Below are 14829 nucleotides of genomic sequence, written 5' to 3'. Positions count from 1 at the left end.
CCCGCTTCCCTAATTGATCGGTTAAGGTCATTCTGCCGCCGAAGCTCCACGCAGAACGGGAGCCGGGAGAGGCCATGTTTTCAACGATCCTCAAGCGCCGCCTGCTGGGCGGTGTCATCCTGCTGCTATCGGCGCTTCCCGCGGCGGCTGAGACGCCCAGTGAAGCCACCCGCCAGGCCAATAGCGCCGTGCTTTCCGAACTGCCGATGGCAGACCGGCGCGATTTCGATTGGGCTGAGCGCGGATTCGTCGGGACACTGAAAGACCCGGTGATCCGCGATGCGGCGGGCAAGCCGGTGTGGGATACCGCCGCCTTTGCCTTTGCCAAAGGCGATGCGCCGCCGAATGTCCACCCTAGCCTGTGGCGGCACGCGCAGGTGCTGGGCAAGGCGGGCCTGTTCAAGGTAACTGACCGGATCTGGCAGGTGCGCGGCTTCGATGTTGCGAACATCACTTTTGTGCGCGGCGACAAGGGCTGGATCGTGATTGATCCCCTCACGGCGACCGAGACTGCGGCTGCAGCGTACGCGCTGATTTCCGAGAAAGTGGCGAAACTGCCGGTCACGGCTATGATTTATACGCACAGCCACGTCGATCACTTTGGCGGGGCTGGTGCAATCGGCGCGGTCATGGCCAAGGATGCCCCTATCCTTGCGCCACAGGGCTTCACCCGCGCGGCGGTGAGTGAGAACGTGATTGCCGGGCCTGCGATGGGCCGCCGCGCCGGATACCAGTTCGGTCTTGGCTTGCCCAAGGGACCGGAAGGATCAATGGGGTCGGGCATTGGCATGGGCGTGGCTGCGGGCACACGCAGCCTTGTTCCGCCGACGCGCGAGATCACCGAAACCGGCACCGAACTCACCATCGACGGCGTCCGCATCCGCTTTCAGGTGACGCCCGGCACCGAAGCGCCTGCCGAGATGAACTTCGGTTTCCCCGACTGGAAAGTGGCCGACCTTGCCGAAAACGCCAATGTGACGCAGCACAATATCCTCACCCCGCGCGGCGCTATGATCCGCGATGCCAAGGCGTGGGCGCAAGGGCTGACCGAGGCGATGGACTTCTTTGCAGGGGCCGAAGTGCTGATCGCCAGCCACGGTTGGCCCCGCTTCGGGGCGGACGAGATCGCCGACTATCTGGGCAAGCACCGTGACGCATATGCCTATCTGCATGACCAGACGGTGCGGCTGATGAACAAAGGGCTGACCGGGCCGGAAATCGCAGCAACGCTCACCCTGCCGCCTGCACTGGCTAAGCAATGGTACGACCGGCCTTACTACGGGTCATACAGTTTCAATTCCCGGGCGGTATATCAGTTCTACATGGGTTGGTACGATGGCAACCCGGTCCACCTCGCCCCACTCCCTCCAGAATCCGGAGGCAAGCGCTATGTCGAAGCGATGGGTGGCGCGACGCGGGTAAAGGCTTTGGCGCAAGAAGCTTTTGCCAAAGGCGATTACGCCTGGGCCGCCGAACTGCTCGACAAGGTGATCTTTGCAGATGGCGCGGACGCGGCGGCCAAAGCGCTGCTGGCGCGCACCTACCGTCAGCTTGCCTACCAGAGCGAGAACGCACTCTGGCGCAATATGTACCTGACGGGCGCAGATGAACTGGACAACGGTGTGGCGTCGGTTGACCCAACCGGTGGGGCCGCGCTGATCAGCCAGTTGCCGCCGTCCGACCTGTTCGATGTGCTGGCCGTGCGGCTCGATCCGGCAAAGGCCGGAGAGGGTGCAGTGGCGCTGGGCTTCGTGTTCCCGGACAAACAGGTGCAGCATACCGTGACGGTAGCCAACGGTGTTCTGGTGCATCGCCCCGGCCTGCGCGATGGCAGGCAAGCGACGCTGACAGTGCGCTATGCCGATCTGCTGGCGGCGCTCTTTTCAGGACAGCCCCTCGCCGCGAAGGTCGCATCAGGCGATGCGAAGATTGAAGGGGATCCGGCAGCCTTTGCCCGCCTGATCGGCTGGTTGGACAAGCCGGACCCCGCCTTCAATATCGTGACGCCTTAAGGGACAGGCTTCTTGAGATAGGCGATGACGTTCGCACGCTCTGCCGGATTGGGCAGACCCGCAAAGGCCATCGAATTGCCGGGCACAACCGCAGAGGGCTTGGTCAGCCACTTGTCGAGCGTGGCGTCATCCCACTTGAGATTGGCCTTCTTCATCGCGGCAGAATACTTGAAGTTCGGCACTGCGCCTGCCTTGCGGCCAGCAACGCCGGAAAGGTTCGGCCCCATCTTGGGACCGGCAGAGGGCTGCACGGCATGGCAGGCGACGCAGCGCATGAATACCTTCTTGCCCGCAACCGGATCACCCTTTGCCTGCGCAAAAGCCGTTCCGCCTGCCAGCGCCGAAACCGCGAGCCCTGCAATCAACACTGCACCCGTCAACTTGCTCATCTGGATACCTGCCCTGTTCTAAACCGGTCCTGACTTCACCGCGAAGCCTTGGATCCCTCATCACGCGTGCGCGCTTTATCCTGCCTGAACGGTTTTGCGCCATAGCCAAAAGGAAGCAGGCATTCAAAAAGGTGGAACTGCCCGCTAGGTGGAATCATGGAAACGCATTTCACACCCTGTCGCCGCCCTTTGCCACTTGGCTTCCTGAACGCGCTGGCACAGCGCTTCGGCCCGGCCTGCCAGACCGGCGACGCAATCCGGGAGCAGCACGGAGCGAGCGAATCGCAATACCCCACGGTTGCGCCCGACGCCGTGGTTTATGCCACCTCGACGCAAGACGTGGTCGATTGCGTGAACCTTTGCCGGGAGGCCGGGGTGGCTATCGTGCCATATGGTGCCGGAACCTCGCTGGAGGGCCACACCCTGCCACTTGAAGGCGGTGTCAGCCTCGATATGTCGCGCATGGACGCGGTGCTGGCGGTGAACCACGCCGACTTTGATTGCACCGTGCAACCCGGCATCCGGCGCGAGGCGCTGAATGCCTACTTACGCGATACCGGCCTGTTCTTTCCGATTGATCCCGGCGCGAACGCCACCATCGGCGGCATGGCCTCGACCCGCGCATCGGGCACCAACGCCGTCCGTTATGGCACGATGCGCGAGGTGGTGCTGGGGCTGGAAGTGGTGACGGCGCAGGGTAAGGTCATACGCACCGGCAGGCGGGCGAAGAAGTCTGCTGCGGGATACGACCTGACGCGCCTCTACATAGGGTCTGAAGGCACCTTGGGCGTCATTACCGGCATCACACTGCGCCTGAATTCGGTTCCAGAAGCCATTCTTGCCGCCATCTGTCCGTTGGAGACGCTGGCAGGCGCGGTTGAGACGGTGGTGCAGGCTTTCCATTGCAGCGTGCCAATGGCGCGGATTGAGCTGCTCGATGCGATGCAGGTCCGCGCGGTTAACTTACGTTCCAAACTGGGCTTGCCCGAAGTGCCGACCCTGTTCTTCGAATTCCACGGCAGCGCGGCGGGCGTCGCCGATCAGGTGGAGACGGTGAAGGCTCTCGCTGCTGCGAACGGCGGCGGCGAATTTCAGTGGGCAACGCTGGCCGAAGACCGCAACCGCCTGTGGCGCGCGCGGCACGAGGCTTATTACGCGGCGGTCAATTTGCGGCCCGGTGCCATCGGCCTGACCACCGACGTGTGTGTGCCGATGAGCCGCCTTGCCGAGTGCATCCTCGCCACCCGCGCCGAACTGGACCAGTGCAGCGTGCCCGCCACCATCGTGGGGCATGTGGGCGATGGCAATTTCCACCTGATCTTCTCGATAGACCCGAACGCGCCGCACGAAATGGCCGAGGTGGAAGCGCTCAACCACCGCATGGTCGCCCGCGCGCTGGCGATGGACGGCACTTGTACCGGCGAACATGGCATCGGCATTGGCAAGCAACAGTGCCTGATTGATGAACTGGGCGAGGACGCGGTGGACGTGATGCGCACACTGAAGCGCGCGCTGGACCCAGACAACCTGTTCAATCCGGGGAAAATTTTTCGGATCTGAGGAAGCGCACCCCGAACCCCTCCCTCCTGCGGGAGGGGAGTTGATGGCACTGCTTGTGCCCTCCCGCGGGCGGGAGGGCCGCGAGACTTACCGACCCGAAGGCGAAGTTAGTCGCAGCGGGGTGGGCATTGATGCCTCACTCCATTTCAAGAATGATCGCATCAACCGCCAGACTGTCACCAGCCTTAGCATTGACCGACTTCACCTTGCCCGATTTCTCAGCGCGCAGGATGTTCTCCATCTTCATGGCCTCAACCACAGCGAGTGGTTGCCCGGCTTCCACAGCATCGCCCTCACCCACGTTGAGCGTGACCAGCAAGCCCGGCATCGGGCAGATCAGGAACTTCGAAAGATCAGGCGGGATCTTTTCGATCATGTGCTGCGTGTACGGCGCGATGTGCGCCGGAAGCACCTGCACCTGATGGATCGCGCCGCGCGTGGTCAGCTTGAAGCCTGCGCGGGTTGGTTCGACCTTCACCGACAGCGGCTTATCGTCGATCTCGCAATGCACCACGCGGTCGCCCGGCGTGTACTCCAACGCCAGGTCGATGGCCTTGCCGTCCACCGTCACTTCGTCTTCGTCGAGCGTGACCGCAAAGGTCGCATCGCCGATCTTCACTGCCCATTCGTAAGGCGGGTCAAGCTCGTCACCCAACTGTTGGTCAACGCGGCGGGCACGGTCAGACCGCGCCGTGGCGAGGAAGCCTGCCAGCGCCGCCAGCGTCTGCTTCAATTCGTCAGACGTTGCCGCGCCGTGGAAGCCTTCGGGGTATTCCTCGGCGATGAAGCCGGTGGTCAGCTCGCCCGAACGGAAGCGCGGGTGCTGCATGATGGCGCTGACAAAATCGATGTTGTGGCCAAGGCCCTCGATCTCGAACGCATCCAACGCTTCAATCTGCTTGTCCGCTGCTTCATCGCGCGTCGGCCCCCAAGTGATCAGCTTGGCGATCATCGGGTCATAGAACATCGAAACTTCGCCGCCTTCATAGACGCCATCGTCCACGCGCACGCCGTCCAGCCCGCGACGGCCATTTTCAGCGCCATCGTCTTCCCAGCCTGCAACCGGCGGATTGTAGCGGATCAGGCGTCCGGTCGAGGGCAGGAACCCGCGATAGGGGTCTTCGGCATAGACGCGGTTTTCAATCGCCCAGCCGTAGATCTTGATGTCGTCCTGCGTCATGGCGAGCTTCTCGCCATAGGCGACGCGGATCATCTGTTCGACCAGATCGATGCCGGTGATGGCTTCCGTGACCGGGTGTTCCACCTGCAGGCGGGTGTTCATTTCGAGGAAGTAGAAGCTCTCGCCGCTCGGGTCCGCGCCCGAAACGATCAGTTCTACCGTGCCTGCGCTGTAGTAGCCCACTGCGCGTGACAGCGCGACGCACTGTTCGCCCATCGCCTTGCGCATTTTCGGCGTCACGAAGGGCGAAGGCGCTTCTTCGACCACCTTCTGGTGGCGGCGCTGGATCGAGCATTCACGCTCGTTCAGGTAAAGAATGTTGCCGTGCTTATCGCCGAGGATCTGGATTTCGATGTGGCGCGGGTTGAGAATGAACTTTTCGATGAACACGCGGTCATCGCCGAACGAGTTCAGCCCTTCACGCTTGGTCGCTTCAAAGCCCTCGCGCACGTCCTTTTCATTGTAAGCAAGACGCATGCCCTTGCCGCCACCGCCCGCAGAGGCCTTCATCATCACCGGATAGCCGATCTCCTCAGAGATGCGCACGGCATGTTCGGTATCCTCGATTTCACCCACGAAGCCGGGGACGACATTGACGCCCGCTTTCAGCGCCAGCTTCTTGGATTCGATCTTGTCCCCCATCGCGGCAATGGCGTTCACCGGCGGGCCGACAAACGCGATGCCTTCAGTCGCCAGCGCCTCGGCAAACGAGGTGCGTTCGGAAAGGAAGCCGTAGCCGGGATGAACCGCATCCGCGCCGGTCTGCTTGCACGCGGCGATAATCTTGTCGGCGATCAGATAGGACTGCGCAGCAGGCGCCGGACCGATATGCACCGCCTCATCCGCCATCTGCACGAACGGCGCACGGGCATCAGCATCGGAATAGACCGCCACCGTCTGGATACCCATGCGGCGCGCCGTCTTGATTACGCGGCAAGCAATTTCGCCACGGTTGGCGATGAGGATTTTCTTGAACATTCTATCTACCCTTCAATCGCTTAAGCGTCAGCCGGCGGCATATTGTGCCCCAACAACCGCAGCATGTCCGCCGCCGCCTCGACCACATTGGTGCCCGGCCCGTAGATGCCCTGCACCCCGGCTTCGCGCAGGAAATCGTAGTCTTGTGGGGGGATCACACCGCCTGCGACGACCTTGATGTCGCTGCGTCCAGCTGCGCGGAGGTGCCCGATCAGTTCGGGGATCAGCGTCTTGTGTCCGGCCGCCAGCGATGATGCGCCGATGGCGTCCACGTCCTTTTCCAACGCCAGTTTGGCGGCTTCTTCGGGCGTCTGGAACAACGGCCCGCTGGTTACGTCAAAGCCCATGTCGCCAAAGGCCGAGGCGATCACGTTTGCCCCGCGATCATGCCCGTCCTGCCCCATCTTGGCGACCAGCATGCGCGGAGTGCGGCCGAGGCGGCGACCGACGGCTTCGACGCCGTCAACGACCTGCTGGTAGCGGTTATCACCGGCATAGGCCGAACCGTAAACGCCCTTCACTGGCGTCGGGAACGTGCCGTGCCTGCCGAACACGACTTCCATCGCGTCCGAAATCTCGCCCAGCGTCGCGCGGTAGCGGGCAGCTTCGACGGCCAGTTCGAGCAGGTTGCCGCCGGTCTTTGCGCCTTCGGTCAGGGCGTTCAGTGCGGCGCGGCACTTCGTCTCGTCGCGGCTTTCGCGCACCCACTTCAGGCGGGCGATCTGGCCTTGACGGACCTTGTCGTTATCGATGTCCAGCGTGTCGAGGTGGTCTTCTGTGGCAAGGCGGTACTTGTTCACGCCGACGATCACGTCTTCGGCACGGTCGACGCGCGCTTGGCGGCCAGCGGCGGCTTCCTCGATCATCGCCTTGGGCCAGCCAGCGGCTACGGCCTTGGCCATGCCGCCTTCGCTCTCAACGCGTTCGATGATCTCCCACGCCTTGTCGACCAGTTCCTGAGTCAGGCTTTCGATGTAGTACGACCCGCCGAGCGGATCGACCACGTTGCACATGCCTGTCTCTTCCTGAATCACGATCTGCGTGTTGCGCGCGATGCGTGCGGAAAAGTCGGTCGGCAGCGCGATGGCTTCATCGAGCGCGTTGGTGTGGAGCGACTGCGTGCCGCCCAGCATCGCGGCCATTGCTTCAATCGTGGTACGGATGACGTTGTTGTAGGGGTCTTGCTCCTGCAACGACACGCCCGAGGTCTGGCAGTGCGTGCGCAACATCTTGCTGCGCTCGTCCTGCGCGCCCAGCTTGGTCATCACGCGGTGCCACAGCACGCGCGCCGCGCGCAGCTTGGCCACTTCCATGAAGAAGTTCATGCCGATGGCGAAGAAGAACGACAGGCGGCCCGCGAACTTGTCGATGTCGAGGCCCGAGGCCACGCCGTATTTCACGTATTCCATGCCATCGGCGATGGTGAACGCGAGTTCCTGAACCTGCGTCGCGCCCGCTTCCTGCATGTGATAGCCGGAAATCGAGATCGAATTGAACTTGGGCATCTCGCGGCTGGTGTAGCCGAAGATGTCCGAGATGATCCGCATGCTGGGTTCGGGCGGGTAGATGTAGGTGTTCCGGACCATGAACTCCGTGAGGATGTCGTTCTGGATGGTCCCATCAAGCAGCTTGCGATCAACGCCCTGCTCCTCACCCGCGACGATGAAGAATGCGAGGATCGGGATGACCGCGCCGTTCATGGTCATCGAAACGGACATCTGATCGAGCGGGATGCCGTCGAACAGGATCTTCATGTCCTCGACGGAGTCGATGGCCACGCCCGCCTTGCCGACATCGCCGGTTACGCGGGGGTGGTCGGAGTCGTAGCCGCGGTGGGTGGCAAGGTCGAAGGCGACCGAGAGGCCCTTCTGCCCTGCCGCGAGGTTGCGGCGGTAGAAGGCGTTCGATTCCTCGGCGGTGGAGAAACCGGCGTACTGGCGGATGGTCCAGGGGCGACCGGCATACATCGAGGCGCGGACGCCGCGCGTGAACGGCGCGAAACCGGGCAGGCCGGGATCGACGGTCACGTCCTCGGCTGTGTAGAGCGGCTTGACGGCGATGCCTTCCGGCGTTTGCCACGTGAGGTCTTTGCCTTTGACTTCCTTGGCGGCGGCGGCCTGCCAGTCTGCCAGTGTCGTGTCGCTCATCATTCGTTCCTCTCGTCCTCTCCCGCAGGCGGGAGAGGATACGCAGGCTTGGCAGCTTGCTGCCTAGCCGGAGTTGGTGTGGGCTTGCCCGGTCACCCGGCTCACCCCGCTGCGACTAAGGCCGCCTGCGGCGACCCAAGTCTCGCGCCCCTCCCGCTTGCGGGAGGGGCCAGGTTCAATGCGCTTCGGTCGGCACTTCCATAATCTCGGTCAGTTGCCCGCCCATATCCTTGGGGTGGACGAAAAAGATCAGCGTCCCGTGCGCGCCGATGCGCGGCTCGCCCAGCACGCGCTTGCCCTGTGATTCAAACCACGCCTTGGCCGCATGAATATCGGGCACTTCGTAGCAAAGGTGGTGCTGCCCGCCCAAAGGATTGGCCGCGAGCCACTTGCCCACCGCGCTGTCCGGGCTGGTCGGCTCGATAAGTTCGATCTGCGTGCCTGCCGTGCCATTTTCACCCGGAGTGTTCACAAAGCACACCCGCACCTGCTGGCTTTCCAGCACGAACGGCTCGGTGATGTCGCTCGCGCCCATCACATCGCGGTAGAATGCGACGGAAGCGTCGATATCGGGCGTTGCGACGCCGACGTGGTTGAGGCGGCCCAGCTTCATGTCAAACCTTCTCGATGACCATAGCGATGCCCTGACCGCCGCCAATGCACATGGTGATCAGGCCGTACCTGCCGCCGGTGCGGTGCAGTTCGTACATTGCCTTGATCGTCAGGATCGCGCCGGTTGCGCCGATGGGGTGGCCCAGCGAAATGCCCGAACCGTTGACGTTGGTCTTGGCAGGATCAAAGCCCAGTTCCTTGGCAACGCCACAGGCCTGCGCGGCAAAGGCTTCGTTGCTTTCGATCACGTCGATCTGGTCGAGGGTGAGGCCAGCCCGTTGCAGCGCAATCGGCACGGCCTTGACCGGGCCGAGGCCCATAACGTTCGGTTCGACGCCCGCGTGACCCCAGCCGAGGATCTTCGCCATTGGCTTCAGGCCGTGCTCTTCAACCGCCTTGCCGCTCGCCAGCACGACCGCCGCCGCGCCGTCATTGATGCCGCTGGCATTGCCTGCGGTGACCGTGCCGTCCTTCTTGAACACCGGCTTGAGGCCAGCCATCGCTTCGACCGAGGCATCGGCGCGGAAATGCTCGTCGGTGTCGAACACGATCGTGCCCTTGCGGGTCTTGATCTCGACCGGAACGATCTGTTCCTTGAAGTAGCCCGCCGCAACTGCTGCTGCAGCGCGATGGTGGCTCTGCACCGCCAAGGCGTCCTGCTCTTCGCGGCTGATCCCGCAGCGTTCGGCCACGTTCTCGGCCGTCACGCCCATGTGGATGCCTTCGAACGGATCGTGCAGCGCGCCCAGCATGGCATCCATCAGCACCTGATCGCCCATCTTCTGCCCGTTGCGCGCGGTCAGCACCATGTGCGGCGCGTTCGACATGCTTTCAGCGCCGCCGCCAATGGCGATGTCCTGCTCACCCAGCGCAATGCCTTGTGCCGCCGAGACGATGGCTTGCAGGCCCGAGCCGCACAGGCGGTTGACGTTCATCGCAGGAGCCTCAATCGGAATGCCCGCGTTGACCGCTGCCACGCGGCTGACATAGGCGTCCTTGGGCTGCGTCGGCACAACGGTGCCAATCACCACGTTCTGCACCTTGTCAGCCGTGATACCGGCCCGCGCAATGGCTTCCTTGATAACAAGCGCGCCAGTCTCTGCCGGTCGCATGGAGGCAAGGCTGCCACCGAATGAGCCAATGGCGGTGCGCGCGCCCGAGACGATATAGATGTCGTTCATGCCAGGTCTTCCAGACTAGTGCGCTCTTCAGAGCGGAATGTTGTCGTGCTTCTTCCACGGGTTCTCAAGGCTTTTGGTCTTGAGCTTGCGCAGGCCCAGTGCCACGCGGCGGCGGGTCGAGTGCGGGTGGATCACCTCGTCGATGAAGCCCTTGCTGGCCGCCACGAACGGGTTGGCAAAGCGGTCTTCGTATTCCTTGGTCTTGACCGCCTGCTCTTCGGCAGAAAGGCCACGGAAGATGATTTCGACCGCGCCCTTTGCGCCCATCACCGCGATTTCGGCGGTGGGCCATGCGTAGTTGAGATCGCCGCGCAGGTGCTTCGATGCCATCACGTCGTAAGCGCCGCCATAGGCTTTGCGCGTGATGACGGTGATCTTGGGCACGGTCGCCTCGGCATAGGCGAACAGCAGCTTCGCACCGTGCTTGATGATGCCGTTGTGCTCCTGCGCCGTGCCGGGAAGGAAGCCGGGAACATCAACAAACGTCAGGATCGGGATGCTGAACGCATCGCAGAACCGCACAAAACGTGCGGCTTTCTTCGATGAATTGATATCGAGCACGCCCGCCAGCACCATCGGCTGGTTGGCCACGATGCCCACGGTGCGGCCTTCGATGCGCCCGAAACCGCAGATGATGTTGCCCGCATGCTTGGGCTGAACTTCAAAGAACTCGCCTTCGTCCACCGTCTTGCGGATCACTTCATGCATGTCATAGGGCTGGTTGGCCGATGCGGGCACGATGCTGTCGAGGCTGTGCTCGGCGCGGTCGTAAGGATCGGACGTAGGCCGTTCGGGCACATCGTGGCGGTTTGATAGCGGCAGGTAATCGAAGAAATCGCGCGCCGCCAGCAGCGCCTCGATATCGTTCTCCAGCGCAAGGTCAGCGACCGAGGTCTTGGTCGTGTGCGTTACCGCGCCGCCCAGTTCCTCCTGAGTCACGACCTCGTTGGTGACGGTCTTGACCACGTCAGGACCGGTGACGAACATATAGCTGCTGTCCTTCACCATGAAGATGAAGTCAGTCATCGCAGGGGAATAGACCGCGCCGCCTGCACATGGACCCATGATCAGCGAAAGCTGCGGCACCACGCCCGATGCCAGCACGTTGCGCTGGAACACTTCGGCATAGCCGCCAAGCGAAGCCACGCCTTCCTGAATGCGCGCGCCGCCTGAATCATTCAGCCCGATTACCGGCGCGCCAACCTTCAGCGCCGTGTCCATGATCTTGCAGATCTTCTGCGCGTGCCGTTCGGAAAGCGAACCGCCGAATACCGTGAAGTCCTGGCTGAACACATAGACCAGACGCCCGTTGATCGTGCCCGAACCCGTCACCACGCCATCGCCCGGAATGACCGTGTCCGGCATCCCGAAATCGACGCAGTTGTGTTCGACATACATATCGACTTCTTCGAAGCTGCCTTCATCGAGCAGCACCTTCAGCCGCTCACGCGCGGTCAGCTTGCCCTTGGCGTGCTGCGCATCGATGCGCTTCTGCCCGCCACCCATGCGCGCCGCCTGACGGCGCTTTTCCATTTCGGCAATATTGGCGGACATGCTTGCACCCTTTTGCTGATCGGTCGTAAATCTTGCGTGGCTCCGGCCCGCGCCCCCTCCCCGGGGCGTAAGCCAGAGCCGGAACCGCTGCACTGCCGAAGGCGGAGCCACGGATCGGCCCTCCAACTGCGCCAGCGCGCTTGCCAAGTCCAATGTTATTCTGCAAACTTGCGAAGGATCACTTTGCAAAATCGGACAACGGGAAATGGCCAGACGCCGCCTCTTTGCAGGCGAACAGCTCAAAGCGTTGCGCACCACGCGCAAGCTCCGTCAGGGCGAGATGGCCGCACTGCTGGGCATCAGCGCATCGTACCTTTCGCAGATCGAGAATGACGAACGCCCGTTGACGCCAGCGCTCACTGACAGGCTGCAAAGCAGCTTCCCGGTGGAGTGGCAGGACTTTGCAGCAGACCGGGTGGAACCCCTGCTCACCGCCCTGCGCGATGCTACTGCCGATCCGATGATCGGCGCAGCACTGCCCGGTGATCAAGTGGAGCGCGTGGCGGAACAGTACCCGGCGTTCGCGCAGGCTTTTGCCACATTGTGGGAACAGCATCGCCGTTCGGTGCAACGGCTTGAAGCCATCGACGAGGCGCTTGGATCAGACAACGTGACCGGCGGACGTCTGCCGTGGGAGGAAGTACGCGACTGGTTCCACCATGCCAACAACTATGTCGATAGCATAGATCGCGCGGCTGAACGGCTGGCCGTGCGCCTCTCCGGCACAGGAATGTCGCCCACGATGGGGCAAATGGCGATTTGGCTGGAAAGCCGGGGCATCGCGGTGGAGCAATTGAGCGGCGGAGCGATGCGGCGGTTCGATCCGGCAGCAAGGAGGCTGACGCTGGACCCCAACCAGCCGGTCGAAAGTGGCCGTTTCCAGATGGCGTATCAACTGGCTGCCGAAGGCCTGCACGACGAGATAGCGGCGATCGTTGGAGAGGCCACGCTGCAATCGGACGCCGCCCGCCAACTCCTCACCGTTGGACTTGGCAACTATGCAGCGGGCGCACTGATCATGCCCTACGAATGGTTCCGCACCCGCGCCCGCGCCTTGCGCCACGATATAGACCAGTTGCGCCTGATCTTTGGCGCAAGCTTCGAACAGGTCTGCCACCGCCTGTCCACGTTGCAACGCCCGCAAGCGCGCGGCATTCCTATGTTCTTCTGCCGCGTCGATATGGCGGGCAACATCACAAAGCGCCATTCCGCCACGCGCCTGCAGTTCGCCCGCTTTGGCGGAGCATGCCCGCTGTGGGTGGTGCATGAAGCCGTGGCGATCCCCGACCGCATTCACGTGCAGGCTGCCGAAATGCCCGATGGCGTGCGCTATGTGTCGATTGCAAAGGGCTTGGTGAAGCCATCGGGCAGCTTTTACCGCCCACCGCGCCGCTATGCCGTAGCACTGGGCTGCGAAGCCGCGCTGGCGGACGAGTTCATCTATGCCGATGGTCTGAACCTGTCCCGGCCCGAAGCTGTCACACGCATTGGGATTTCATGCCGCATCTGCCCGCGCGACACGTGTGACCAGCGCGCCTTCCCGCCAAGCGACCGCGCCATCGTGGTCGATCCCCACGCCCGCGATTTGGTGCCTTATGGCATCACCGACCTTTGACACTGCCGGATCACTGCACCACGCGCACTTGCGCCGTTCCTGTGGCCCAGACTGGCAGGTAAAGGCCCGATCCCGCCGCCTGCAGCTGGCCTGAACGCGCTCTCTTCAAATCGGCGTTGATCAAGAAATTGCCTTCGCGCTCGGTTTCGATCGCACGGTCCACCTTCCCCAGAAGTTCGGCAAAGTCCTTTTCAAAGTTCTGCGTTAGTCCGGCTGCAACAAATTGCGCCACGCCCGGCGCGTTGATCAGCCGAATGATCAAGTCTCCACCGGTCATGTCCGTGGTGCCACTCACGGTAAGATCCTCAAATCCCACACGGCGCGAGTTTTCGGCATTCACAGGTTTTCCGGTGAGCCAAACCGTGCCGCTTGCTTTCTCCCCGCCACTCTGGCGTTGTGCGTCGAAAGTAAGCCCGACGGCAATCTTGCCACCCTTGGTGCCAAAGATTTCTGCCGCTTTGAATGTTGCCGTCACCGGGCCTGCTCCGGGCACCTCGAACGGCCTTGCAGAACGCTTGACCAGAGCTTTCATCAGCACCGGTTCCAGTTCGCGATAGTCGGCAAACACTGGCACGAAAAACTCCAGATTGCCGGTCTGTGCCTGCAACGGGCGCAACGGCGGCAAAGGGGCGGGTGCAGGATCAGCTGGCCGTGGTCCGACAAACGTCTCGGTCAGCGCCAATAGCCCAAGCTTCAGGCGCAGCCGGCCGCCGACCACTTCATATCCGCCATATTCCAGCTCGCGCGGCGTAATGCGCATCCAGACCGGCGGATTTTCACGGTTTAGGGAAACAGTGGTGAATGCGCTGGCCCACGCCTTGCCCACCGCCTGGCGCAAGTTCAGTTTGCCCAGCTCGCCGGGCAATTCACGCTCAAGTTTGGCGATGACCGGCGCCAGCTTGCGATCGGCCTCGTCGGCAAACTCGATGCGCTGCCCCATGAAATCGACATGAGGGGCATTGCGCCAGTCGTATTTAATGTTGACCGTACCGCGCGGCGTCCAGTCCTGCGCCAGATCAATGCGGATTACCGCGCGGGCCACCGCCTCGGCCGTGGCGGATTCATCAATCATACCGCCCACGTTCTCGGCCCGGATGCGGGCATGAAGCGGCATCGTTACACGGATGTCTCGCCCCTGCCCCTCAAGCTGCATCCCACCCCGCGTCACTTCCCCAACGATGCGGCATTTGAGCTTCGGAGTTTTTATCGTGGCGATACCAATATCCAGCCCTTTGCTTTTCGCGCAAACCTGATCGGGCTTATCGATTGTCCACAGCTGCCGCGGCACTTCACGCTCAAGGATGCGCGCCAGATCGGCAAGATCGGCCTCGACCGGCACGGTTATCAGCGAAGGCGAAGGCTCAACCTCGATACTGTCATTGGACCGAGGTGGCTTGCCCCCGTTCCCCGCCATGTCACACCCCGCCAGGATATTCGTGACGACGAGGAGCGAGAGTATGAGGAGGGGGCGTTTCATGTTCTGTCAAACGCAGAACACGCCCAAATGGTGCCCAGACGCGATGATCGGTCATGAGCGTCGTGCAGGCAATGCCCCCGGCAAGGGCGGCGCCAAGCGCCTGCCCCACCGGGTTCAGTGTTGA

At 62.6% G+C, this 14829-nt stretch carries 10 protein-coding genes; 3 read left to right on the top strand and 7 right to left on the bottom strand.

Translation table 11 applies throughout. The features are described from left to right. The first annotated feature begins 74 nt into the window (after positions 1-74). Positions 75-2012, top strand: coding sequence for an alkyl/aryl-sulfatase (locus tag Q8R81_RS04330; protein WP_305616222.1), 1938 nt, complete (start codon positions 75-77; stop codon positions 2010-2012). Here the strand turns inward: Q8R81_RS04330 and Q8R81_RS04325 are convergent. Next, positions 2009-2401, bottom strand: a complete 393-nt coding sequence (locus Q8R81_RS04325; protein WP_305616221.1) for a cytochrome c family protein — start codon at positions 2399-2401, stop codon at positions 2009-2011. The genes Q8R81_RS04330 and Q8R81_RS04325 overlap by 4 nt on opposite strands. 156 nt (positions 2402-2557) lie before the next feature. Between Q8R81_RS04325 and Q8R81_RS04320 the strand changes: the two genes are divergently transcribed. Further along, positions 2558-3961, top strand: a complete 1404-nt coding sequence (locus Q8R81_RS04320) for an FAD-binding oxidoreductase (RefSeq protein ID WP_305616220.1) — start codon at positions 2558-2560, stop codon at positions 3959-3961. A 136-nt stretch (positions 3962-4097) separates the two neighbouring features. On the opposite strand, the gene Q8R81_RS04315 is transcribed toward Q8R81_RS04320, so the two are convergent. The 5 genes from Q8R81_RS04315 to Q8R81_RS04295 all read right to left on the bottom strand — a co-directional run bounded on the left by Q8R81_RS04315 (position 4098) and on the right by Q8R81_RS04295 (position 11613). Beyond that, positions 4098-6119 (bottom strand): acetyl/propionyl/methylcrotonyl-CoA carboxylase subunit alpha, encoded by a 2022-nt coding sequence (locus Q8R81_RS04315; protein WP_305616219.1) that lies wholly within the window; start codon positions 6117-6119, stop codon positions 4098-4100. Positions 6120-6139: 20 nt separating this feature from the next. Beyond that, complete coding sequence (scpA, locus tag Q8R81_RS04310; protein ID WP_305616218.1) at positions 6140-8266, bottom strand: methylmalonyl-CoA mutase; 2127 nt, start codon at positions 8264-8266, stop codon at positions 6140-6142. Between the two features lie 175 nt (positions 8267-8441). Further along, positions 8442-8879 carry a methylmalonyl-CoA epimerase gene (gene mce, locus Q8R81_RS04305; protein ID WP_305616217.1) on the bottom strand — a complete coding sequence of 146 codons (438 nt, stop codon included), beginning with the start codon at positions 8877-8879 and terminating at the stop codon, positions 8442-8444. Position 8880: 1 nt separating this feature from the next. Then, entirely contained in the window at positions 8881-10059 is a 1179-nt protein-coding gene (locus Q8R81_RS04300) for an acetyl-CoA C-acyltransferase family protein (RefSeq protein ID WP_305616216.1), read from the bottom strand. A 27-nt stretch (positions 10060-10086) separates the two neighbouring features. Next, on the bottom strand, positions 10087-11613 hold the full coding sequence (locus tag Q8R81_RS04295; RefSeq protein WP_305616215.1) for an acyl-CoA carboxylase subunit beta: 1527 nt from the start codon (positions 11611-11613) through the stop codon (positions 10087-10089). A 205-nt stretch (positions 11614-11818) separates the two neighbouring features. Between Q8R81_RS04295 and Q8R81_RS04290 the strand changes: the two genes are divergently transcribed. Then, positions 11819-13228, top strand: coding sequence for a short-chain fatty acyl-CoA regulator family protein (locus tag Q8R81_RS04290; RefSeq protein WP_305616214.1), 1410 nt, complete (start codon positions 11819-11821; stop codon positions 13226-13228). A gap of 10 nt (positions 13229-13238) precedes the next feature. Here Q8R81_RS04290 and Q8R81_RS04285 read toward each other — a convergent pair whose 3' ends face one another. Beyond that, positions 13239-14705: a DUF4403 family protein gene (locus Q8R81_RS04285; RefSeq protein ID WP_305616213.1), complete on the bottom strand. Its 1467-nt coding sequence runs from the start codon at positions 14703-14705 to the stop codon at positions 13239-13241. Positions 14706-14829 lie beyond the last annotated feature (124 nt).

Origin of the sequence: Novosphingobium sp. (assembly GCF_030696665.1) — a bacterium.
Classification (GTDB): Bacteria; Pseudomonadota; Alphaproteobacteria; order Sphingomonadales; family Sphingomonadaceae; genus Novosphingobium.
This window is presented reverse-complemented; position numbering and strand designations above follow the sequence as displayed.

What these genes read in the sequence shown, in the direction of transcription:
- Q8R81_RS04330 (WP_305616222.1), top strand. Translation starts at nt 75, where the DNA reads ATGTTTTCAACGATCCTCAAGCGCCGCCTGCTGGGCGGTGTCATCCTG.
- Q8R81_RS04325 (WP_305616221.1), bottom strand. Translation starts at nt 2,401, where the DNA reads ATGAGCAAGTTGACGGGTGCAGTGTTGATTGCAGGGCTCGCGGTTTCG.
- Q8R81_RS04320 (WP_305616220.1), top strand. Translation starts at nt 2,558, where the DNA reads ATGGAAACGCATTTCACACCCTGTCGCCGCCCTTTGCCACTTGGCTTC.
- Q8R81_RS04315 (WP_305616219.1), bottom strand. Translation starts at nt 6,119, where the DNA reads ATGTTCAAGAAAATCCTCATCGCCAACCGTGGCGAAATTGCTTGCCGC.
- scpA (WP_305616218.1), bottom strand. Translation starts at nt 8,266, where the DNA reads ATGAGCGACACGACACTGGCAGACTGGCAGGCCGCCGCCGCCAAGGAA.
- mce (WP_305616217.1), bottom strand. Translation starts at nt 8,879, where the DNA reads ATGAAGCTGGGCCGCCTCAACCACGTCGGCGTCGCAACGCCCGATATC.
- Q8R81_RS04300 (WP_305616216.1), bottom strand. Translation starts at nt 10,059, where the DNA reads ATGAACGACATCTATATCGTCTCGGGCGCGCGCACCGCCATTGGCTCA.
- Q8R81_RS04295 (WP_305616215.1), bottom strand. Translation starts at nt 11,613, where the DNA reads ATGTCCGCCAATATTGCCGAAATGGAAAAGCGCCGTCAGGCGGCGCGC.
- Q8R81_RS04290 (WP_305616214.1), top strand. Translation starts at nt 11,819, where the DNA reads ATGGCCAGACGCCGCCTCTTTGCAGGCGAACAGCTCAAAGCGTTGCGC.
- Q8R81_RS04285 (WP_305616213.1), bottom strand. Translation starts at nt 14,705, where the DNA reads ATGAAACGCCCCCTCCTCATACTCTCGCTCCTCGTCGTCACGAATATC.